The sequence below is a fragment of the Flavobacterium frigoris PS1 genome (assembly GCF_000252125.1).
In the GTDB taxonomy this organism is placed as follows: Bacteria; Bacteroidota; Bacteroidia; order Flavobacteriales; family Flavobacteriaceae; genus Flavobacterium; species Flavobacterium frigoris_A.
Window position 1 is genome coordinate 1 of sequence record NZ_AHKF01000012.1, and the last position, 23382, is coordinate 23382.

Annotated in this window: 17 protein-coding genes; 12 read left to right on the plus strand and 5 right to left on the minus strand. The window is 35.5% G+C overall.

Annotated features, from left to right (window positions below):
• The 3 genes from HJ01_RS04365 to HJ01_RS04375 all read right to left on the minus strand — a co-directional run.
• The coding region (locus HJ01_RS04365) for a hypothetical protein (protein WP_138984267.1) at window positions 1-275 on the minus strand (275 nt) is incomplete at its 3' end.
• Window positions 276-313: 38 nt separating this feature from the next.
• Complete coding sequence (locus tag HJ01_RS04370; protein WP_007137095.1) at window positions 314-1096, minus strand: hypothetical protein; 783 nt, start codon at window positions 1094-1096, stop codon at window positions 314-316.
• A 307-nt stretch (window positions 1097-1403) separates the two neighbouring features.
• Window positions 1404-2048 (minus strand): hypothetical protein, encoded by a 645-nt coding sequence (locus HJ01_RS04375; RefSeq protein WP_007137096.1) that lies wholly within the window; start codon window positions 2046-2048, stop codon window positions 1404-1406.
• A gap of 266 nt (window positions 2049-2314) precedes the next feature.
• Between HJ01_RS04375 and HJ01_RS04380 the strand changes: the two genes are divergently transcribed.
• Entirely contained in the window at window positions 2315-3046 is a 732-nt protein-coding gene (locus HJ01_RS04380; protein WP_007137097.1) for a porin family protein, read from the plus strand.
• Here HJ01_RS04380 and HJ01_RS04385 read toward each other — a convergent pair.
• Window positions 3041-3646 (minus strand): hypothetical protein, encoded by a 606-nt coding sequence (locus HJ01_RS04385; RefSeq protein ID WP_007137098.1) that lies wholly within the window; start codon window positions 3644-3646, stop codon window positions 3041-3043. The genes HJ01_RS04380 and HJ01_RS04385 overlap by 6 nt on opposite strands.
• 280 nt (window positions 3647-3926) lie before the next feature.
• Between HJ01_RS04385 and HJ01_RS04390 the strand changes: the two genes are divergently transcribed.
• The 11 genes from HJ01_RS04390 to HJ01_RS04435 all read left to right on the plus strand — a co-directional run bounded on the left by HJ01_RS04390 (window position 3927) and on the right by HJ01_RS04435 (window position 21350).
• Complete coding sequence (locus HJ01_RS04390; RefSeq protein WP_007137099.1) at window positions 3927-6371, plus strand: bifunctional UDP-N-acetylmuramoyl-tripeptide:D-alanyl-D-alanine ligase/alanine racemase; 2445 nt, start codon at window positions 3927-3929, stop codon at window positions 6369-6371.
• Between the two features lie 84 nt (window positions 6372-6455).
• Entirely contained in the window at window positions 6456-6872 is a 417-nt protein-coding gene (gene mscL, locus HJ01_RS04395) for a large conductance mechanosensitive channel protein MscL (RefSeq protein WP_007137100.1), read from the plus strand.
• Between the two features lie 242 nt (window positions 6873-7114).
• The gene (locus HJ01_RS04400; RefSeq protein WP_007137101.1) at window positions 7115-8104 is read left to right on the plus strand and encodes an aspartate-semialdehyde dehydrogenase; all 990 of its coding nucleotides are present in this window, start codon (window positions 7115-7117) and stop codon (window positions 8102-8104) included.
• A gap of 543 nt (window positions 8105-8647) precedes the next feature.
• A complete protein-coding gene (locus tag HJ01_RS04405; RefSeq protein ID WP_007137102.1) occupies window positions 8648-10858 on the plus strand; it encodes a TonB-dependent receptor in 2211 nt (736 codons plus the stop codon).
• 176 nt (window positions 10859-11034) lie between these two features.
• Entirely contained in the window at window positions 11035-12525 is a 1491-nt protein-coding gene (locus HJ01_RS04410; RefSeq protein WP_040473694.1) for a cryptochrome/deoxyribodipyrimidine photo-lyase family protein, read from the plus strand.
• The gene (locus HJ01_RS04415; protein ID WP_007137104.1) at window positions 12525-13259 is read left to right on the plus strand and encodes a YqjF family protein; all 735 of its coding nucleotides are present in this window, start codon (window positions 12525-12527) and stop codon (window positions 13257-13259) included. Before HJ01_RS04410 ends, HJ01_RS04415 begins: the two co-directional genes overlap by 1 nt.
• Window positions 13246-13383, plus strand: coding sequence for a DUF2256 domain-containing protein (locus HJ01_RS17295; RefSeq protein WP_081478700.1), 138 nt, complete (start codon window positions 13246-13248; stop codon window positions 13381-13383). Before HJ01_RS04415 ends, HJ01_RS17295 begins: the two co-directional genes overlap by 14 nt.
• Window position 13384: 1 nt before the next feature.
• Window positions 13385-14920, plus strand: a complete 1536-nt coding sequence (locus HJ01_RS04420; protein WP_007137105.1) for a cryptochrome/photolyase family protein — start codon at window positions 13385-13387, stop codon at window positions 14918-14920.
• Window positions 14920-16209, plus strand: coding sequence for a DASH family cryptochrome (locus HJ01_RS04425; protein ID WP_007137106.1), 1290 nt, complete (start codon window positions 14920-14922; stop codon window positions 16207-16209). The genes HJ01_RS04420 and HJ01_RS04425 overlap by 1 nt, the downstream gene beginning before the upstream one ends.
• A gap of 287 nt (window positions 16210-16496) precedes the next feature.
• Window positions 16497-18587 (plus strand): prolyl oligopeptidase family serine peptidase, encoded by a 2091-nt coding sequence (locus tag HJ01_RS04430; RefSeq protein ID WP_007137107.1) that lies wholly within the window; start codon window positions 16497-16499, stop codon window positions 18585-18587.
• A gap of 300 nt (window positions 18588-18887) precedes the next feature.
• Window positions 18888-21350: an AsmA-like C-terminal region-containing protein gene (locus HJ01_RS04435; protein ID WP_007137109.1), complete on the plus strand. Its 2463-nt coding sequence runs from the start codon at window positions 18888-18890 to the stop codon at window positions 21348-21350.
• A gap of 145 nt (window positions 21351-21495) precedes the next feature.
• On the opposite strand, the gene HJ01_RS04440 is transcribed toward HJ01_RS04435, so the two are convergent.
• Window positions 21496-23097, minus strand: a complete 1602-nt coding sequence (locus tag HJ01_RS04440; RefSeq protein ID WP_007137110.1) for a murein L,D-transpeptidase — start codon at window positions 23095-23097, stop codon at window positions 21496-21498.
• Window positions 23098-23382 lie beyond the last annotated feature (285 nt).

The following is a 23382-nucleotide window of genomic DNA, read 5'->3' on the forward strand; positions in this document are numbered from 1 at the left end:
GTAAAAGCCTTAACGTTGTTTTGTTTCGGTTGAATTGTTGCTGATTTTTTAGTAGATGCTATTGTTGTAGTTTTTTTGTCTTCGGTTGATTTTACTTCATTTATAAGGGAAGTCACTACGGCACTATCCTCTGATGAGGTTGACATAGTTTTATTATCCGTAGCTAATGTTTCAGTATTGAAATTTACTGCATCAAAATCTTCGGACTGAACTCCCATTGCACATCCTATATACAAGGGTAGAAAGAGATAGATGAATTTATTTACAGTTTTCATAATAAGGAAGTATAATTGATAGAATGGGACTTTATGCCTTAGTCTATAGTAAGGCTAACGTTAGTGCCTACAAATTTTTCTCTTGAGTCAGCAACTAATAGGCATTCGTAATTTCCTTTAGGTAGCTCGGAAATGTCGATGGTATAATCTTTGCAAAAACCAGGAAATACTAAGCCTCTGATTGTTGTTTTTTGAAAAATATTTTTCCCTTCAGCATCATAAACTTCTAAAGACAATTTTACACCTTCAATAAATGAATGTTGATTAGCAATTTTAATTGTTAAGTTTTTGTTTCCTGTAGTTTTGTCAATTTCAATTTTTTGGAAATCTAAACTTACTTCGTCAAGACTATTTACGTTTGTTATTAATGCAATAGCGTATCTCATTTTTGTATTAAGACCGATGTTTTGAGCAAGTTTTTCTTTTTTAATAGGCTTTGCTATATCTATCATTAACATGTTCCAGAAAGTGCCTCTTATGGCTTGGTCTTTTGGGATGTTGATGGTAAACTTGTAGGTGTATTTTTCTTTAGGACTCAGTACTTTATCCATCAAACTGCCATCAAACCATTTTAAAGACGATTTTAAGTGGGATTGTGTCGCTGAAAAAGTTCGATTTTCTGCGCAAGAAAAAATAGCTTCGTTTAAACTAAAGAAGACCGTTTGTTCTTCATCTGAATTATTTAGTAGAATAATTTCTCCCTGGATTTGAGTACCAGACATTCCAGAATAAACATGTGTTAATCCGTTTGTTACGATAACACTAGAGTAGGTTAAATTCACGAATAGAGATAAGGCGATAATTAAGTATATTTTTTTCATTTTTAGGTTCTTTAATAAAATATTAGAATCTTGTACTCACTGTTAAAGTTAACCTGTAAGTTGGGAAATGGATAGTGGTTTTCGATAGCTCGCTTGTTACTGTAGTCAAATGGTATTATGTAGCCTTTAAACTAGTTCGATGCGTCAGCATGATATTGATCGGGTGTATTTTTGATTGGCGATGTCGTACAAATGAGACTTCTATGTTTGTATTAATTGTGTTTTTAGTATTGGTCCTAAAAGAGAAAGGTTCTATACATTGTGTAAAGAACCTTTCTTTGTAGGTGTGTTAAAAAGAATTGGAGTACTAAATATCTGTCAAAGTATATTTAATAGTTGCAGAGTAATCTCCAGCACGGTATAGTGCGAAGTTTCCATTTTGTTCTAGTGTGTACGTTAATTTTACACCTTTAGCTAAATCGCCAGTGTACACACTTTCAATACTTGTTACTAATAATGCATCTACACCAATTGCATTCGTCACCCCGAGAGCTACTCCTGCACCAGTTACTGTTCCGGCTGAATCTGTTGTGCCTCCATTAGCTATTAGTGCCGGAGCTGTTGGTGTAATTCTTAAATCTAAACTCCCTGGAAATGTACTACCCGCTTCTAACTGAACATTGATCTGACGGGTTAAGTCATATCCGTTAGCATTCGTTGCCGTAGCTACAACACTAGTGTAATTCAACCATAAATTAGTGTAACTCAAGGCTGAAAACGCATACTTACCAGCTTCAGCATTAACACCAAGTTGTGTAGCATCAGCCATGTCAAACACAATTGTTGCAGCTTCTGTTCCGGTATTGCTGTCATAAATGTCTATCAGCGCCACTTCTGGTACATCTACATTGAAAACGTGTGAAGCAATGTTTAAATCATTGTTGTCTTGAGCATTTACATTACTAGCAAATAAAGCGGCAACGGTTACGATTAATAGGTTAACTTTTTTCATAATATTGGGTTTTTTAATTATTAATATGATGTAAAAGTACTATTGGACTAGAATTGTTTTTAGCGTTATTCGTTGGATAACCTTGAAGTATAGATGAGTAAAACATTCTATCCTATAATAGGAAAGTGATAGTTTGCTCTTTTTTCTAAAAAGCATCCTAGTGTAATTTCTGTTTTGTCTTAACTAATAGGGAAGCGCTATTAAACGTATCAAAAAAGTATATATTTGTACTATAATAGCCTACAATATAATTTTAAAATGTTACGATGAAGCAATCTACTACTATATATAGCCTCAAGAAATTAATACTAATTAGTTTTGTACTGCTTTTTTGCATGCAAGCGTACTCTCAAGTGGAAGAGTCTACGAAAGAAGTTGCCTTAATTAAAATTGATTCTTTGTACAGAGAAGATCAGTTCTTTTTTAGTTTTACCTACAATACACTACAACAGAAACCTACAGATCTTGCCCAAAATAAATTTTCAACTGGTTTTTCAGGTGGTTTTTTGAGAGACATGCCTGTTAATAAAGATAGAACGATAGCTTTTGCAACCGGACTAGGGCTAAGTTATAATAGTTACAATCAAAATCTTTTTATATCGGAACTTGGACAAACACCAGTTTATTCAATAATTGACGCTGAAACGGCTTACAGCAAAAATAAATTCTCGCAATTGTTGGTTGATGTACCTATCGAATTTAGGTGGAGGACATCAACCTATGAAAGTCACAAGTTTTGGAGAATTTATGGTGGGCTCAAAATCAGTTATTTGCTGTACAATAAATCTACTTTTAGTGATGCCAGTAGCAAAATAGTTGTTTTGAATAACAAAGATTTTAATAAGGTTCTTTATGGACTCTATATTTCAGCGGGTTATAACACCATAAATGTGTATGCCCATTACGGCTTAAACTCTCTTTTTAAATCGGCAAATATAGAAGGCAAAAGCATAGACATGAAGGCACTTAATATTGGGGTTATGTTTTACATTTTATAGCCATAAAAACAATAGGAGAATCTGTGGGATAGTCCCTAAAAGGATACCTATTATTAATTCCTTACTGCTGTGGGCTTTCATTACTAATCGCGACGAAGCTACAAAACCGTTCATGAGTATCAAGGTCATTATTAAAGCTACATTTTGGGTTTGATAATGTATAGTGAGACCAAAAGCGAATAGTGTCAATGCACTTATTCCCATCATATGCAAACTTGCCTTTGTTTTAATAAATAGTAAAAGCATTGCGATCAACGTGCTGAATAATGCACCCAATAGGAAAAAATGGAGCTCTGTATAGCGCTCTACCGTGATGCTATTGCGAACTAGAATTATAAGCAAAAAACTTTGAATGAGTAAAGGCAACTTCCGCTCAGATATTGCGGGAACCATAATCGATGCAATTCTCCCTGAATAACGCAAAATAAAAAAAAACAGTATCGGAATTAGTACTGTAATAATTAAGATCTGAGATAAGACAAAATACTTTTCCTGACTTCCAAAATCAGAAAAATTTAAAATTAGGTAATATATGGTTGCGTATAGCGGAATAAATACGGGATGGAAAATATAGGAGAATAGGGGGAGTATTTTTTTCAAAACTTATGTAGTTGGTTAGCAAGACAAATATAAGGAATATGAAAAAAAAGGAGGTGATTATTTTCTTGATTTTAATTTGATGGTAAAATGAGTAGCCGTTTTTTTAAAGGAGGTGATCTACTGTCAATCCTGAAATTCTCCGTCCACAGTGCCTACGTTTTAAAAAGAAGTGTTATTTTTGAGAAAGTTTCGCAAAAGCTGATATTCTTTGAAAACAGCTCATAATCGAGGCTTTTCTTTAATTGTTATAACAAATTAGCGTGTGTCGCACTCCAAATAAATGAGCATATTACTAAAAAACATCATTCCAGTGCTAAATGCCGAATGGATCGGGAATACTCCCGAAGCAGAAGTGGAAGCTATTTCTATCGATAGCCGTTCATTGCAAAATAGTTCTCATACCTTATTTTTTGCATTGGTTGGCCCTAATAATGATGCGCATCTTTACATCAAGGACTTAATTGAGATTGGTGTGCAGAATTTTGTGGTGACCTATATCCCTGAAGAATGTAAAGCAAAAGCAAATTTTATTGTAGTACAAAACACTTTAGAAGCATTACAACAGTTTGCCGCCTATTATCGTGCTCTTTTCAAATTCCCCGTAATTGGTTTGACCGGAAGTAACGGCAAGACAATCGTAAAGGAATGGCTGAACTTCTTGTTGAGCCCCGATTTTAACGTGATTAGAAGCCCAAAAAGTTATAATTCGCAGGTAGGCGTTCCCCTATCAGTTATTGCCATAAATGAAAAGCACAACCTTGGGATTTTTGAAGCGGGAATATCGACGGTTACTGAAATGGAAAAGCTAGAAGCGGTGATCAAACCCACTATCGGGATTCTGACAAACATAGGCTCATCACATGATGAAGGCTTTGAGAATTTAGAACAAAAAATAAAAGAAAAACTACTTCTTTTTAAGGATTCGAAAGTGCTGATTTATCAAAAAAACAAGCTTATTGATAAATGTATATTACCAGATACAAAAACATTTAGTTGGAGTTTTGAGCAAGAAAACGCTGATGTACTGGTTTTTAAAAAACAGACTGAGAATCAAAGCACCACGCTGCATTATAAATACAAAGGAAATGCATATGAATTAAATATTCCTTTTCAGGACAAGGCATCGATAGAAAATGCCATTTCCTGTTTGCTGCTTTTATTATATTTTAATTATGACAGTGCAACTATTCAGTCTAGAATGTTGTTGCTTTTTCCGGTTGAAATGCGCTTGAAAGTTAAAACAGGTATTAATAATTGCAGTCTTATTGATGATAGTTATAGTTCCGATTTTCAGTCGTTAAAAATTGCGCTTGATTTTCTGGAAAGCCAAAAACAGTTTCAAAAGAAAACGGTTATTCTATCGGATATTTTCCAAAGTGGATTGTCAAATGAAGAGTTGTACTCGAAGGTTGCCCAGTTGATTGTTTCTAATAATATTAGCCGAGTTATCGGGATAGGGGAGACTATTTCTGAATTTAAGGAAAAGTTTACCCACTGTATTACATTTAAAAATACGGCTGAATTTGTTTCGAATTTTGAAAACCTTGAATTTGCTAATGAAACCATTTTGATAAAAGGCGCACGTTCTTTTCAATTTGAGGAAATTGTTTATTTATTGGAAGAAAAGACACATGAGACTGTTCTTGAAATCAACCTGAACGCCATTAGTTACAACCTGAACTTTTTTAAATCAAAGCTAAAACCCGATGTCAAAATTATGGTAATGGTTAAAGCATTTGGTTATGGTAATGGAGGTCTTGAAATTGCCAAATTACTAGAACACCATAAGATAGATTACCTGGGTGTGGCTTTCGCTGACGAAGGAATTTCGCTGAAAAACGGTGGGATTCAATTGCCTATAATGGTTCTTAATCCTGAGAACACTAGTTTTTCGGCTATTATCCAACATCAATTGGAACCAGAAATCTATTGTTTAAAAAGCTTGCATGCTTTTTTAAAAATTGCGAAACACAAAAATCTGGAGCGCTTTCCCATCCATGTAAAATTAGATACGGGAATGCACCGTTTGGGTTTTGAAGAAGACAGTATTGACGAGCTTATTGCTACGCTAAAGGGGAATGTTCATGTGGAGATAAAAAGTATTCTGTCCCATTTGGCCACAAGTGATGATGTAAAGCACCGTGATTTTACTGATTCGCAGATAAGCTTATTCGACAAATTATCATCAAAAATAGTATCTGAATTGGGAATAAATCCTGTTCGTCATATATTGAATACTTCGGGAATTAGTAATTTTCCTGATGCGCAATTTAATATGGTTCGCTTGGGAATAGGACTATATGGAGTTTCAAATGATCCCTCGGAACAAAAATATTTAGAGAATGTGGGTACTTTGAAGTCGGTTATTTCTCAAATCAAAACCATTTCCGCTGGCGAGAGTGTAGGTTATGGTCGGAAATTCATGGCTGAAAAACCAACGAAGGTTGGGACGATTCCAATTGGTTATGCCGATGGAATATCCAGAGCTTGGGGTAATGGTGTCGGATTCGTTACCATCAAGGATAAAAAGGCGAAAATTATTGGTAGTATCTGTATGGATATGCTAATGGTCGATGTTACTGAAATTGATTGTACCGAAGGAGATGCTGTAATCATTTTTGGAGAAAGCCCAACAGTCTCCTATATCGCCAAGAAACTAAATACAATCCCTTATGAAGTATTGACCAGTATTTCACAACGGGTAAAACGTGTATTTTATCGATAATTCAGGTAAATTGTAAGAGAAACGTTAGGATTTGTTGAAAATTTATTAAATTAGATTTCCGAATTTTAATCTAAAAAAATAATTATGGGATTTTTCAGTGATTTTAAGGCCTCTTTGATGAAAGGCGACGTGTTAAGTTTAGCAACTGCCGTAGTAATTGGTGGTGCATTTGGAAAGATTGTAGGGTCTGCAGTTGATGACATTATTATGCCCATTGTAGGATTGATAACTGGTGGAATTGATTTCACGCAGAAATTCATCAGTCTTGATGGTATTAGTTATGAAAGTTTAGATGCCGCAAAAGAAGCAGGTGCCGCAGTTATTACTTATGGTAACCTTGTTCAATCCATAATCAATTTTGTGATAATTGCATTGTTTGTTTTTGTTGTGTTAAGAGCAGCCGAAAAAACAAAAAAGAAAGAAGAAGCGGTAGCTGCAGCTCCTGCTGGACCAACTCAAGAAGAGTTACTTATACAAATTAGAGATTTATTGAAAAAATAATACCGCTATACTATTTGTTCTAATTCATCCTGAAGATACTTCAGGACTAAACCGCTTCTTAATTGAGGCGGTTTTTCTTTTTTAAGTGATAAAAATGAGTAAAATCTTTTCTGTAGAATAGATACAATTTACAAAATGTTTTATTTGTAACAATTTGTTACTTTTTGTGAACGCCCTTGTTTTGATCTTAATATTACTTACTTTTGTACTTCGAAATAAGTTTTCAATATTAAAAATATAGTATGAGAATAGCAGTTGTAGGTGCTACCGGAATGGTTGGCGAAGTAATGTTAAAAGTATTAGCGGAAAGAAACTTTCCTGTAACGGAGTTAATCCCTGTGGCTTCTGAGAGATCAGTGGGAAAAGAAATAGAGTTTAAAGGTAAAAAATATAAGGTTGTAGGTATGCAAACGGCTGTAGACATGAAGGCAGATATTGCTTTATTCTCTGCCGGCGGAGAAACATCACTTGAATGGGCTCCAAAATTTGCAGCAGCTGGAACTACAGTTATCGATAACTCATCAGCTTGGAGAATGGACCCTACTAAGAAATTAGTGGTTCCGGAAATCAATGCTTCTGAGTTGACTGCAGCAGATAAAATCATTGCGAACCCAAACTGTTCTACTATTCAAATGGTCTTAGTTTTGGCACCTTTGCATAAAAAATACAATATCAAGCGTGTTATTGTTTCTACTTACCAATCCATCACTGGAACGGGAGTAAAAGCAGTACAACAATTAGAAAACGAATATGCAGGTGTTCAAGGTGAAATGGCTTATAAATACCCAATTCATAGAAATGCAATTCCACAATGTGATTCTTTTGAGGAAAACGGATACACTAAGGAAGAAATGAAATTAGTTCGTGAGACTCAAAAGATACTTGGCGACAGAACGATTGCTGTTACAGCGACTGCAGTTCGTGTGCCTATCGTAGGGGGACATAGCGAAGCAGTAAATGTTGAGTTTACAAATGATTTTGAGGTTTCAGACATTCAAAACATATTACATCATACTGATGGTGTGGTTGTACAAGATAATAATGACACTTATACGTACCCAATGCCAATGTATGCGCAGGGAAAAGATGATGTTTTTGTAGGAAGAATTCGTCGTGACGAAAGTCAGGCTAATACACTGAATATGTGGATTGTTGCTGACAATTTGAGAAAAGGGGCTGCAACAAATACCATTCAAATTGCTGAATATCTTGTTGCGTCAAAACTGGTTTAATCCATTTTAATATTATATCTCTAACCATCTGTTTTAACAAATTGTTAAAACAGATGGTTTTCTTTTTTAGGTTTGCCTACCTTTGCAGCGGATGAAAAAGAAGCAACTCATAATTAGTCTTTCTTTGGCGGTGACCGTATTACTCTCAATACTGTTGCAGTCTTTGCATACTTATGAGCATTTCGTAAAGCAGTTTACTCAAACTGAATGCCATCACAAATACAATGGGAGTAGGCCGGAAATAACACATCAACATCACAATTTTGATCATTGTAAGGTATGTCATTTCACATTTGGGTCCTATATTTCTCCAGTTGAGTTTGCATATAAACTCAACTCAAATTTCAGAACAGTTCCTTACTTTCTTGCAACAGCAGATGCTATTATTTCATTTTCTGGAAGCTTGTATTCTCATCGTGGTCCCCCTGTAAATAACTTGGGCTAATTTTTTAGCCACCATCATTTCTTTTTATTTACTAAATAGTTAGACTCTAGGCACCATTCTTTTGGAAAGCAAGAGTGACTAACGATACAATCATTTTAATGAAAAAAATCATCATAACCCTAATCTTGGGGTTTTCAGCTATGCTCCAAGCACAAAATAAAGTGTCGGGGACAGTAACAAATATGGCGAACCAGCCCATAAAAGGAGTTTCAGTTTATGCTCCAGAATTACATCAAGGAACAACAACAGATGCTAACGGAAATTATATTCTGACAAATCTTCCCAGTAGGAGTTTAAAGCTAAATTTCGTGTTTGTAGGTTTTTCTAACCAGAATAAGACCATCGAGATACGACAGAAAGAGAACACACTTAATATAATCCTTGAAGAAACTATATTCGAAATGGATGAGGTAATCGTTTCTACTGCTTTCAATAAAATACAGTCACAAAATGTGATGAAGGTAGAACATGCCACCATAAAGGAATTACAACAAAAAGGAACAGCAACCTTAATAGAAGGATTAGCAACGATTCCTGGTGTTTCTCAAGTTTCCACAGGAACTTCAATAGGAAAGCCAGTTATTCGCGGTTTGAGTGGAAACCGGGTGTTAGTTTATTCACAAGGAGTTCGCATGGAAAACCAGCAGTTTGGTGACGAACATGGTCTGGGATTGAACGATGCTGGAGTAGAAAGCGTTGAGGTTATCAAAGGGCCAGCTTCGTTATTGTATGGTTCAGATGCTCTTGGTGGAGTTTTGTATTTCAACCCAGAGAAATTTGCAGATGCCAATACGTTTAAAGCTAATTTTAGCCAAAAATTATTTTCCAACACCTTGGGAAGTAACTCTTCGCTTGGGTTAAAAACATCAACTGAAAACTGGAAATTCCTCGCTCGCGGAAGTTACAATACGCATTCTGATTACCGTATTTCTGGAGGGGACCGCGTAACCAACACGCGTTACAATGAAACCGATTTTAAAACAGGTATTGGCTATAGCAATTCTAGTTTTTCTTCGGTTCTTCGATACAATTATAATAATTTGGATTTAGGAATTCCTGAGGATGGTATTGCAGAGCAAAGTAAAAGCAAAAACACGGGTTTTCCAAGACAAGGCGTTTTCAGCCATTTGTTGAGTTTAAACTCTGTTATCTATTTAAAAAATTCAAAATTGGATATTGATTTGGGATATATTGCTAATGATCGTTCTGAGTTTGAGGATAGTGATGTGGCAGGATTGCGTATGAAGTTGAAAACTTTTAATTACGATGCTAAATACCATCTACCCACATTGGGTAAACTAGAATCAATTTTCGGAATTCAAGGAATGCACCAAACCAATACGAACTTTGGTGAGGAGTATCTGATTCCAGATGCGACTACTAATGATTTTGGTGTTTTTGGAACAGCTAATTATGAGTGGGGAAACAATAGTGCCGTACAAGCGGGTTTACGTTTTGATAATAGAAAAATTACTAGTGTTGAAAACGGTACAGTTGGAGAAGAGGGATATTTTAAAGCAATCGATAAATCATTTGATAGTTTTAATGCTTCTTTGGGATACAAGACAAACCTTGCAGACGATTTTACCTTACGATTGAATTTGGCCTCTGGATTTAGAGCGCCTAACTTAGCTGAATTAACATCTAATGGGGTACATGAAGGGACTAATCGCTATGAAATAGGGAATTCTGATTTAAAAACAGAACAAAACGTACAAACGGATTTGAACTTAGAGTACAAGAATGACCATTTTGAATTTTTTGTAAACGGATTTTACAATCACATCAACAATTATATTTACACATCACCTACAGGTACAGTTCTGGAGAATTCTGATGTATTCAATTATATTCAAAGCAATGCCAAATTGTATGGAGGGGAAGTTGGTTTGCATTTTCATCCGCATCCATTGGACTGGTTGCATTATGAAACTGCTTTTGAAACCGTTACGGCTAAAAAACAGAACGGGGACTACTTGCCACTGATTCCTGCAAACAATTGGAATAATACGCTTAGAGGTGAATTTAAAGTTAAAGAGTGGCTTGAAGCTGGATTCGCTACTTTTAATGTGAATACAACATTTAACCAAGACAATGTAAGTGGTTTTGAAACTAAATCTAACGGTTATACTTTAATAAATTTAGGCCTTGGGGGAACAGTAAAACTAGGTAAAACTGTTTTTGATGTTAACCTTAATGGAAATAACCTTTTCGACAAAAGATACATTGCCCATTTGTCAAGATTAAAAACGGATGGGATTCCTAACATAGGTAGAAACATTGTTCTAGGAGTGAACTTTAGCATTTAATTGAAGGGTTACTATAAGAAGCTATTTCTTAATCATTTCTTACAAGGCACAAAATCAAAATAGCAATTGGTTTTGTGCCTTTTGTGTTTATAATAATTACAATTAATGCTTTTTTGAATCTAAGTTCCGTATATTTGTTTAACTAAAATAAATAAAAGTTAAACAATTAAATTATCGTGAGTAAAGCTGCTGTAAATATTGTTTGGTTCAAGCGTGACTTGCGTTTTATAGATAACGACGCATTATATAACGCAAACAATTCGGGTCTACCATTAGTGTTGATTTATTGTTTTGAACCCACAGTTATGAGTTATCCAGATTCTGATGTGCGCCACTGGCGATTTATTTATGAATCCATCCAGGATTTACAAACCAAGCTCAATCCTATAAATGCAACTTTCTATTATTTTCACAATGAAGTGCAAAATGTTTTTTCAGAGTTGTCAAAAAAGTATGAGATAAAAACTGTTTTTTCTCACCAGGAAATTGGTAATAAAATCACTTTTGACAGAGATATAACCATGCAGAATTTTTTTCAAAAAAACAATATCATTTGGAAAGAATCACAAATGCATGGTGTCATTCGAAAATTAAAATCGAGGCAACATTGGGATAAGCGCTGGGAGAATGTCATGCGTGCAGAGCCAAAAATGGTAGCGGTAAACGATTTAAATCTAGTTCATTTAGAAGACGGTTTTTATAGTTATTTAAGAGGAAATCCATTAACAGAAGAGATAGTAAATCCAAATAAAAACTTCCAGAAAGGAGGCGAGAACCTAGCTTGGCGATACCTCGATAGTTTTGTAAAAGAACGGTATGTCAATTACAGCAAGCATATTTCTAAACCAGCTTTAAGTAGAAAAGGATGCAGTCGTATGTCTCCATATTTGACTTACGGTGCTATTAGTATGCGAATGATTTATCAATATACCAATCAACATTATGAAAATTCTAAGAATAAACGAGCCATTCTTAATTTTGTTTCCAGGCTCCATTGGCACTGTCATTTTATTCAAAAATTTGAAGACGAGTGTCGAATGGAATTCGAAAATGTAAATAGAGCGTATGACACTTTGGTTAAACCAAAAAATGAAAGGTATATCAAAGCTTGGCAAGAAGGAAAAACAGGAGTGCCTATTGTTGATGCTTGTATGCGATGTTTAGTAACTACGGGTTACATTAACTTTAGAATGCGAGCTATGGTGGTTTCATTTTTCACCTTTAATTTATGGCAAGACTGGCGTGAACTGCATTTTTTAGCTCGGCAATTTCTGGATTACGAACCGGGAATTCACTATCCACAAATACAGATGCAATCTGGTACGACTGGAATCAATACAATTCGGATTTACAGCCCCATAAAAAACTCTGAAGATCATGATCCAGATGGTGTTTTTATCAAACAATGGCTACCAGAATTAGCTGATATTCCTGTTAGTTTGATTCACGAACCTTGGAAGCTAAATTTAATTGAACAGCAATTTTATAACTGTGAAATAGGGAAAGATTATCCTGAGCCAATTGTAAACATAGAAGAAACTAGAAAATATGCCAGCGACATTGTATGGAGTTTTCGAAAAAAAGACGAAGTGAAAGAAGAAGGAAAACGGATTTTGAAAAAGCATGTTTCTAATCCGAATCGAAAAACTAAAAAGACAAAAACATAATGACTATTTTTTTAAAAGCAAATTGGGAAAATATTATCATGGCCAATTATGAAATTGACCCTGAAATACTGCTCCCTTACTTGCCGAAAGGCGTCGAGCTTGATTTGTATGATGGAAAAGCCTACGTAAGTCTGGTTGGGTTTATGTTCAAGAAAACTAAATTGTTTAACGTTGCTATTCCTTGGTTCGGCACTTTTGAAGAAATTAATTTGCGGTTTTATGTGATTCGAAAAGAGGGAGACAAATGGAAACGCGGAGTTGTTTTTATTAATGAAACCATTCCATATCCTATTGTAGCTTGGATGGCAAATAAATTATACAAAGAACATTATACCGTTGTGCCTACAAGACACGAAATAAGTAACAAAAAAAACAAGCAAAAAGTAAATTTTGAATGGCTTTTGAATAAAAAATGGAACAGCATTTATGTAGAAGCAACAACGGAATCTAAAGCTATGAAAAACCAATCTTTAGAAAAATTCATATACGAACATTATTATGGATACACGAAAATTGATGAACACAATACCGAAGAATACAAATTGCAGCATCCAACTTGGATGGTTAACGAAGTTTTAGATTATAAAATAGATTGTGATTTTACAGCCATGTATGGTGAATCATTTTCTGTTTTAAATACTACAAAACCAGAGGCTGTTTTTATTGCTGAAGGTTCATCAGTGGCTATACAATGGAAAAGAAACCGATTAAATTTTGATAATGAAAGGCGTTAAAAAACAGCATTTGCCCACTAAAATATGCATTAGTTGCCAAAGATCATTTTCTTGGCGAAAAAAATGGGAAAAAGTGTGGGAAGAAGTGAAATACTGCAGTGATAAATGTAGAATGAATAAGTAAAATGAAAAAAACGATACGGTTAATTCTTGGCGATCAATTAAACAGCAATCATTCTTGGTACGATACCATAGATGAAGCTGTTACTTACGTATTGATGGAAATTCGCACGGAGACGGATTATGCTACTCATCATATCCAAAAGATTGTAGGCTTTTTTGCGGCAATGCAGGCTTTTGCATTAGATCTAAAAGCCAAAAAACACAACGTAATTTATCTTCATTTAAACGATGAAAACAATCTACAATCCTTTGATAAAAATATTGAATTTTTGATTGAGCATAATAATTTCACCCATTTCGAATACCAACTTCCAGATGAATATCGGGTGGATGAGCATCTAAAAAGTTTCTGTAAAACGCTCTCAATTACAAGCTCGGCTGTTGATTCAGAACATTTTTTTACAACAAGGGAGGAGCTAGGACATTTTTTTGAAGGCAAGAAAACATTTGTCCTTGAAAGTTTTTATCGTGCGATGCGAAAAAAGCACAACGTTTTAATGGAAGCAGGAAAACCAGTAACTGGGCAATGGAATTATGATGGTGAAAACCGAAAAAAGTTGCCTAAAAATCACAAACCAACGCCACCGCTGATTTTTAATAATGATGTATCGGAAATTCTGGATGAGATTAACAAGACCAATATTAAAACGATTGGGAATATTGATTCTAAAAATTTTGTTTGGCCAATAAACAGGCAACAGTCACTTGAATTATTAGACTTTTTTGTAACTGACTGTTTGCATTTGTTCGGAAGTTATCAAGATGCCATGACGCCAAATGAATGGTCCTTGTATCATTCTAGGATTTCGTTTTCTATGAATGTAAAAATGATTTCGCCACAAGAAGTTATTGATAAAGCAATTGAAGAATGGAAAAAGAGACCTAACGAAATACAATACAATCAACTGGAAGGTTTTGTACGCCAGATTATTGGATGGCGGGAATACATGCGCGGTATTTATTGGCTCAAAATGCCTGAATATGCTTCCTTAAATTATTTTGATAACCAGGAAAAATTACCGGAATGGTTCTGGACAGGCGAAACAAAAATGAATTGTTTAAAAGATGCTATTGGCCAGAGTTTAGAGTATGGTTATGCGCATCATATTCAAAGGTTGATGATTACGGGCAATTTTGCGCTTTTAGCAGGAGTAAACCCTGATGAAATTGATGCTTGGTATCTCGGAATATATGTAGATGCTATTGAATGGGTTCAAATTACAAATACGCGTGGCATGAGTCAGTTTGCCGATGGCGGTATCGTAGGGACAAAACCCTATGTAAGCTCGGCTAGTTACATTGATAAAATGAGTCATTATTGTGGCTCTTGTTATTACAAAAAAGCAATTAAAACGGGTGAAAAAGCTTGTCCGTTTAATAGTTTGTATTGGAATTTTTATGACAAAAATGAAGAGAAATTAGGCAAAAACCCTAGAATTGGCATGATGTATAACGTATGGCGAAAGATGCAACCCGAAGCACAAGGGGCCCTATTAGAACAAGCAGATTACTATTTAAAAAACATAAATAATTTATAATGAAAACGGCTATAGTTTGGTTTAAAACGGATTTACGATTGTATGACAACGAAACACTGATTAAAGCAATTGCTCAAAGCGAAGAAATTTTGCCTATTTATTGTTTTGATGATTCTCATTTTGAAACTACTCAATATGGTTTTAAAAAAACGGGCAGTTACCGCGCGCAATTTTTATTAGAATCATTAAAAAATCTAGATGCTAATCTACGTAAATTAGGCTCTGGATTACTTATTGTAAAAGGAAAACCAGAAGTTGAAATCCCTAAAATTGTGGCAGAATATAAGGTGCATAAAGTTTTTGCTGAACGCGAAGTAGCCTTTGAAGAAAAGCGAACAGAAAAATTGGTTCAAACTGAACTTTTCAAACTGCGTTGCGAGCTAGAAACTTTCAGTACCAGCACACTATATCACGCAGAAGATTTGCCATTTGCCAAAAAAGACATCCCTGATATTTTTACTGTTTTTAGGAAAAAAATAGAACAAGAGACATCAGTTAGAAGTGTTTTTAGTTCGCCTTTAACAATTGCATCGCCAATCATTCCTAAATTGAATTTGCCTACTTTAAAAAAGTTAGGCCTGGAGCTTTCTAAAATAGATTCCCGGGCGGCTATTAATTTTAAAGGAGGAGAAACACAAGCGAAGAAGCGATTAAACCATTATTTTTTTGAAACAAAAAGTCTTTCTAGTTATAAAGAAACCAGAAACGGAATGGTTGGGGAGGATTATTCGTCAAAATTTTCTGCTTGGCTGGCTTTGGGCTGTATTTCGCCAAGAGCAATTTATTTTGAAATTAAAAGGTACGAAAATCAAAATGGGGCTAATGATTCTACCTATTGGTTGGTTTTTGAATTGTTGTGGCGTGATTTTTTTCGGTTTATGTTTAAAAAGCACCAAACTAAATTTTTCCTCTACTCTGGAATACAAAATGAAAAAGTAAATTCAAAGTCACTAAACGAGAAATTAGTATCGCAATGGATCAATGGGGCAACTGATTCCGATTTTATAAATGCCAATATGATCGAACTCAAACTAACTGGCTTTATGAGTAACAGAGGGAGGCAAAACGTCGCTAGCTATTTTTGTAACGAGCTCAATATGGACTGGCGCATGGGTGCTTCTTACTTTGAATCTCAGCTTATAGATTATGATGTGTGTAGCAATTGGGGAAACTGGGCTTATTTAGCAGGCGTAGGCAATGATCCAAGAAAGCACCGTTATTTTAATATCGAGAAACAAGCCAAGGATTACGACAAGGACAGTGCTTTTAGGGACCTGTGGTTGCAATAGTTTTTTACCATGTAAGTCAATAAGTTTAGTTGCTTTTTTAAAATGGTGTATTTCGATTCTTCGCGAGAGAAACTTACACAAAGAAACGCAATGCTTTACAAAGAGATTTAATGTTCTCCGTGTATCTTTGGGAACTTTTGTATGACACTTTTAAACAAACAATGTAACAAAAAACAACTTTTCAAGACTCATTATCTTTAAGTGTCTTCTTTCGTGATCTAGACAATCAAATTCCTTATTTTTGTTCTAACCAATACTTTTTTTTAATGAAAAAACTAATTCTGATAATGGCGGTAATCCCTACAATAGCATCTTTTGGACAAAATACAAACCCACTAAAATACCCTGAAACCAAGAAAGGAGAAACGGTTGATGTATATTTTGGTACTAAAGTCAGTGATCCATACCGTTGGCTGGAAGACGATCGCTCTGATGAAACAGCAGCTTGGGTAGCGGCCCAAAACAAAGTGACTTATGGTTATTTAGAGCAGATTCCTTTTCGCGATGCGCTAAAAAATCGTCTAGAGAAACTGTGGAATTATGAAAAAATAGGAGCGCCATCACAAGAAGGTAAATACACTTATTATTCAAAAAATAACGGACTTCAAAACCAGGCTGTCGTCTATAGAAAAGACGCTGAAGGAAAAGAAGAAGTGTTCTTAGATCCAAATACATTTTCTAAAGACGGAACCACTTCCCTTGGCGGATTGGATTTCTCCAAAGACGGTTCTAAAGTGGCTTATGCCATCTCTGAAGGCGGAAGCGACTGGAGAAAAGTAATCCTGATGGACGCTTTGACTAAAAGAGTTTTGGAAGACACAATAATAGACGTGAAATTTAGTGGTTTGTCTTGGAGAGGAAACGAAGGTTTCTATTACTCTAGTTACGAGAAACCAAAAGGGAGCGAATTGTCAGCCAAAACGGACCAACATAAATTGTATTTCCACAAACTGGGAACTTCCCAGAAAGAGGATCAAGTGATCTTTGGTGCAGACCAAAAAAGAAGATATGTTGGTGGAAGCGTAACAGAGGACGATAAGTATCTAATCATCACAGCTTCGACTTCGACTTATGGAAACGAATTGTTTATAAAAGACCTTAGCAAACCTGAAAGTTCTATAGTTACCGTTGTAGATAATTTCAATAGTGACAATTATGTGATGGACAATGAAGGAAGTAAGCTATTTATAGTGACTGATTTAAATGCGCCCAATAAACGCATTGTAACCGTTGACGTCAGCAATCCAAAAGCCGAAAACTGGAAAGATTTCATTCCTGAAACGGAGAATGTCTTGTTTCCGTCAACCAGCAGCGGATTTATTTTTGCTAATTATATGATTGATGCTGTTTCGGCAGTAAAGCAATACGACTACTCGGGTAAACTGATTCGCGACATTGAATTGCCAGCAATAGGAACAGCGGGCGGTTTTGGCGGAAAGAAAAAGGACAAAATAGTGTATTACTCCTTTACTAATTATACCACGCCCGGAACAATTTATTCGTTGGAACCAAAATCAGGGAAATCAGCAGTGTATGAAAAGCCAAAAGTGGATTTCAAAAGCGACGAATACGAATCCAAACAGGTTTTTTATACGTCCAAAGACGGAACTAAAATCCCGATGATTATCACCTACAAAAAAGGATTGAAACTCAACGGTAAGAATCCCACAATGCTCTATGCTTATGGGGGATTTAATGTGAGTTTGACACCAAGTTTCAGCATATCTAATGCGGTTTGGATGGAAAATGGAGGAGTATTTGCTGTACCTAATTTACGCGGAGGCGGAGAATATGGTAAAAAATGGCATGATGCGGGAACCAAAATGCAAAAACAAAATGTGTTTGACGATTTTATCGCTGCGGCGGAATATCTAATTGCGCAAAAATATACCTCTTCTGATTTTCTTGCCGTTCGTGGCGGTTCAAATGGAGGTTTGCTTGTAGGCGCAACGATGACGCAACGTCCGGAGTTGATGAAAGTCGCTTTACCCGCCGTGGGCGTGATGGACATGTTGCGGTACCATACCTTTACCGCAGGTGCGGGCTGGGCTTATGATTATGGAACAGCACAAGACAGCAAAGAAATGTTTGAATACATCAAAGGCTATTCTCCGGTACACAACGTCAAAGCGGGAACTCATTATCCGGCTACTATGGTCACGACAGGCGATCACGATGACAGAGTAGTGCCAGCACATAGTTTTAAATTTGCTTCTGAACTACAAGAAAAACAAACTGGAAACAATCCTACATTAATTCGCATTGATGTCAAAGCGGGTCACGGAGCAGGAAAATCAGTTTCGGCCACGATCCAAGAAAACGTAGATATTCAAGCATTCACCTTGTACAATATGGGATTTAAAGCATTGCCAAAATAGTTTTAAGGATTTATTTCGGCAGCTACTTCCTGCTGTTAGCTATATCTCTTGTGGCGAACCCCGCCACAAGAGTATGCCGCTGCCATCAGGGCTAGGGCATTTGTGAAATAAAGATTTATAGTATTCAAAACGCCATTCTAAAAAGTGGCGTTTTTTTATAACGACTTATTGCACTTTCTTCGTCATCTGGTGTCAGTATGAATACTATTTTCAAACCATCAGAATATCGTTTTGTCATGAATTTATTAAAAAACTAAACATTTCTTCCTACTTTAGTATTTCAAAACACAAAGAATAGATATGCAAGAGTCTTTAAATAAGATAAAAAGTGTTGTAAAAAGAAAACCTTCCCCGAGAATTATCAAAAAAAAAGGCCGGTTTATTTTGCTATTTATTGCATTTATACTTCTGATATCAGGTGGTTTGGCTTTTTATGTAAAAGCAAATAAAGCCAAAATTCTGTCTCAAATAAGCACTCAGATAAGTGAAAATATAAATGGGACCTTAGAAATAGGAGATCTCAACTATAAGTTTTTTGCAGGTTTTCCTAATGTTACTTTATCGCTAAAAAACGTAGTGATAAAGGACAGTCTCTGGGCAACACATAAACATACTTTATTAAATGCTGAGGAAATCGAACTTCGGCTGAATGTGTTTAAATTATTCAAAAGTGAAAAGCAAATTCAGGAAGTAGTGGTTAATAAAGCAAGCGTTTATTTGTTTAAAGCCAAAAACGGACAATCGAATTCTAATATTTTTCGAGACAAACCAAAAGAGTCAAAGTCAGACAAACCGATAAACACCATTATCGACCAGTTGGTATTAAATGACGTGAGTTTTATATCTGAAAACCAACAAGGGCACAAGTTGTTTCATTTTGAGGTTCCGAACTTAAAAAGCAAAGTAAAATTTAATGACGATCATATAAAAGCAGTGATTGAACTAGATGTTTTGGCTAAAAGTATGGCTTTTAATGTGAATAGGGGAACTTTCATCAAAGACAAAAAAGTCACAGGAATAGCAGTCGCTGATTATTCGAAAAAACAAAAAACGATAGATGTGTTTTTGGACAAACTAAAAATAGGAGAAGATGCTTTTGATATCTCTGGACATTTTGATTTAGGAAAAACGCAGTCTCCTTTTGCGATTGATATAAAAACTAACATTTTATGGCGTAATGCCTCAAAGTTACTGGCTAATAATATCAGTTCAAAACTGGACTTGTTTAATATTGATGAACCAATTAAAGCACATTGTACTTTGAAAGGGGATTTAAATGCTGCTGGCGATCCTGAAATTGTAGTGACTGCTGAGGTTCGGGGCAATAAATTACAAATTCCAGACGGAACCATAACCAATTGTAATTTTGATGGTAAATTCACTAATAATTATGTAGAAGGAAAGGGAAATAATGATGCTAATTCGGCTATTGTTTTTTCTCATTTCTCAGGCGCATATGCTACTATCCCTTTTACGATTGCACAAGCTAAAATTGTTGATTTTGAGAAACCAATAGCAACCGGAAAATTAAAATCAGACTTTGATGTTGCCAGATTAAACGAAATTACTAATGATGAATTCATGCGTTTTAAAAAAGGGAATGCCAAAGTAAATCTTGATTTTGCGGTAGACGTGGCCAATTATAAGCTAGTAAAACCACAATTTGTGGGGAATGTTTTTGTAAAAAATGCATCACTAACCTATGTTCCTAAAAACTTGACTTTTGACAATACTGCTGTTGAACTTTATTTTACCGAAGAAGCACTCTTAGTGCAAAAAATTAGTTTTAAAGATCGCTTAAACTCAGTGTTTATGGAATTTAAAATCGAAAACTTCCTCAACCTGTATTATAATGACCCAGAGAAAATGCTTATTAATTGGAAAATTTATTCTCCCTATTTGAATGCCAAACAGTTTTTGGGAGTTTTAACGACCAATCAAATAGCGAAAAAGAAAAAATCAAGGGCAACTAGTAGTTTTTCTGACAATCTTCATGATGCTTTTGATAAAAGTCAGGTAGTATTAGATCTCAAAGTAGATAAAATAGGATATGCTAAATTAGTTGCCACAGAGGCAAAAGCCAGAATTCAGATCATAAACAACAAATTGATACTTGAAAAAGGCTGGGTAAAAAGTTCAGGAGGAAATATTTCTTTTGATGGAATAATGACACCACAAAAAGAGTCTTATTCTATTAGTGCCAATGCAAAAGTTAATGGCGTTGATATTTCGGATTTTTTAAATTCGTTTGATAATTTTGGCATTCGATCCTTTTCTTCAGAAAGTCTTAAAGGTAAACTTATTGCCCAAGCCTCGGTAAACGGAATGTTAAATCCTGAAGGAGAATTGCTAAAAGAAACGATAGCCGGAGTTGTGAAATTCAATATTAATAAAGGAGCTTTAGTTGATTTTGAACCTATAAGAAAAGGTTGGCAGCTTCTTGTTCCTTTTAGAGATTTAAACAACATTACTTTTAGTGATTTGAAGGGAGACTTTCAAATCAAGGGCGAAAAAGTGGCTATTAATGAATTGAAAATTAGTTCTAATGTGATTAATTTTGATGTATTTGGCATTTATTCCTTTGGAAAAGGGACTAATTTAAATATTACGGTTCCACTCCGGAATTCTAAAAATGATGGCGATATAAAGAATAAAGCAGAACGAGAAGACAAAAGATACAGAGGAATTGTTTTGCATTTGTTAGCTACAGATGGCAAAGACGATAAAGTAAAAGTGAAGCTGGTAGCAAACCCAAATAAATAAAAAATTAGACTATAAATGGAGCTGTTATAGGTTGGCTCTGCTTTTTAAATGTCATTTTAGGAGAGTGGTTTTTTTTTGTTATTGTTTTCCAATTTTTCGTTGTAATCAAGACAAAGCAAGAAGTCAATCGTCAATAGCATTAAAATCAATCCGTCAGCAATGTTTCCAGTAATCTGGCGTCATGTCCATAAATATCGTCATAAAAATGTACTTCGCCCTGGGGATCTACCCAAGAAGTGAAGTAGCCAATGTAAACCGGAATTTTAGTTTTTAGGTTATATGTTTTTTCCACTTCTCGATTCATAGCGGCATCGATTTTTTCTACAGGCCAGTTTTTATCGCCTTCCAAGACCATAATGGCCAAATCCCTTGGTTTTTCCAAACGTATGCATCCGTGGCTGAAAGCCCTTTGCTCCTCGTTGAACAGGCTCTTAGATGGCGTGTCGTGCATATAAATAATGTGGGAATTAGGGAAGACAAACTTCACCTTCCCTAAAGCGTTTTGCTCACCGGGTCGCTGCCGTACACGATTGCCTACCCATTCCATGTCGTGTATGGAGAGATAGTTGGAGTTTTTAGCAATGGCGGGTAAAATCTCTTTCCTTAATATACTTGGGGGTACATTCCAATAGGGGCTGAAGATAATCTGACTCATCTGACCACTAAAAACCACCGTTTTATTCATAGATTTTCCTACAACTACTTTGGAAGTCAAAACAGGTTTACCATCCTTAAAAAAAGTGAGTGTAAACGAAGGAATATTGACCACAATATGCCGTTCGTTTTTGGTCAAACTCGGTGAAAGCCATCTACAGCGCTCCATATTGACCATCAAAGTTTTGATGCGTTGCTGTACAGTAACGTTCATATCCTTAATGTGTTTGGGCAGCAATTCGGGATCAGCCGAAAAGGCATTTCGTTCCTTATATTTTAAAACACCGGATAACAGTTCACTGTCGTAGTTGTTTTTTTTGGAGTCGTTTTTCAGATCACCGCTTAGGTAAAGGCGGTTTCTGATTTGCAGAATTGCGGTTGCGGTATCACTGGGTTTAAGCGATTTTATTTTCGTAGGCAACACGATAGTGCTCCAGCCTCCTTTTTTCTCAATGTTTCGATAGTCTTGCAGGGCCGCTTTCAACTGGTAATACTGTCCCAGCAGGTCCTTGTCTGGTTTGTTGATGAGACTAGGATCTTGCAGTAAAGAGTCTAAGCGGTTAACGTAAGATTGTTTTTTTCGAGGCAAATACCAACCTAATTCTTTGGATTTATTGAGGTCAATTCCCTTTAAAACTCGATCTGCATAGAAGAAGTAGAGCGAAGACATCAGTAGTTCTACCTCGACCTCTGGCTTTTCCTCGTTTTCTGGGTCTAGAAAAATGGTGTGTATTTTTTCTTGGTACGGAACCTTAATTTGCAAGCCTTCCTGATCCAAATTGTTAATTTTGTCATACAGTAAATCTGCAAACTCATTCCTGCCTGTGCTGTCGTACCAGAGGTAGTGGTATTCGTGTTTTTGATACAGCGCCACCACTTCAGGTTTTAAGTAGTTTAGTTTGGGGTATTTTTTAAAAAAGGGAGCTATCAAAGTGCTGTCAAAAGGGACGTCAGGAAATGAAGGAACCCTTTGATAGAGCATCGCTAGATTGAGTGCCATAGTTTTTCCGTTACTGGCTTTTGTGGTAAGTGGTAAAAGCAGAAACAAAAAGTAGGCAATAGAAAACAGGAATGATATAAGGAGACGTTTCATGTCTTTACTATTTGATAGTCAGGTATAAAGATACGAAAATAGGATGGGGAAAATGAAGTTTTGAGCCCATAAATTGGTTTTAGCAATCTCCGAATTAAATTTTGTGTCAAAAAAAAATAGCTAGCGGAAAGCAGTGGGTTTTGAGCTATTTGAAATTGTAGTGAAAGCAGTTTATTTATTGAGAATAACTGATAATAGGACTAATTTTATCCGAAAGCTGCGTTGAAATTCCGAGCCGTCTTGTCGATATACTGTCGATAAAAGGACTGTAGAAATATTCGGTTT

Excerpts from the sequence above, each read along its gene's own strand:
- HJ01_RS04370 (WP_007137095.1), bottom strand. The coding sequence starts at position 1,096 with ATGAAAAAAATATACTTAATTATCGCCTTATCTCTATTCGTGAATTTA.
- HJ01_RS04375 (WP_007137096.1), bottom strand. The coding sequence starts at position 2,048 with ATGAAAAAAGTTAACCTATTAATCGTAACCGTTGCCGCTTTATTTGCT.
- HJ01_RS04380 (WP_007137097.1), top strand. The coding sequence starts at position 2,315 with ATGAAGCAATCTACTACTATATATAGCCTCAAGAAATTAATACTAATT.
- HJ01_RS04390 (WP_007137099.1), top strand. The coding sequence starts at position 3,927 with ATGAGCATATTACTAAAAAACATCATTCCAGTGCTAAATGCCGAATGG.
- mscL (WP_007137100.1), top strand. The coding sequence starts at position 6,456 with ATGGGATTTTTCAGTGATTTTAAGGCCTCTTTGATGAAAGGCGACGTG.
- HJ01_RS04400 (WP_007137101.1), top strand. The coding sequence starts at position 7,115 with ATGAGAATAGCAGTTGTAGGTGCTACCGGAATGGTTGGCGAAGTAATG.
- HJ01_RS04405 (WP_007137102.1), top strand. The coding sequence starts at position 8,648 with ATGAAAAAAATCATCATAACCCTAATCTTGGGGTTTTCAGCTATGCTC.
- HJ01_RS04415 (WP_007137104.1), top strand. The coding sequence starts at position 12,525 with ATGACTATTTTTTTAAAAGCAAATTGGGAAAATATTATCATGGCCAAT.
- HJ01_RS17295 (WP_081478700.1), top strand. The coding sequence starts at position 13,246 with ATGAAAGGCGTTAAAAAACAGCATTTGCCCACTAAAATATGCATTAGT.
- HJ01_RS04420 (WP_007137105.1), top strand. The coding sequence starts at position 13,385 with ATGAAAAAAACGATACGGTTAATTCTTGGCGATCAATTAAACAGCAAT.
- HJ01_RS04425 (WP_007137106.1), top strand. The coding sequence starts at position 14,920 with ATGAAAACGGCTATAGTTTGGTTTAAAACGGATTTACGATTGTATGAC.
- HJ01_RS04430 (WP_007137107.1), top strand. The coding sequence starts at position 16,497 with ATGGCGGTAATCCCTACAATAGCATCTTTTGGACAAAATACAAACCCA.
- HJ01_RS04435 (WP_007137109.1), top strand. The coding sequence starts at position 18,888 with ATGCAAGAGTCTTTAAATAAGATAAAAAGTGTTGTAAAAAGAAAACCT.
- HJ01_RS04440 (WP_007137110.1), bottom strand. The coding sequence starts at position 23,097 with ATGAAACGTCTCCTTATATCATTCCTGTTTTCTATTGCCTACTTTTTG.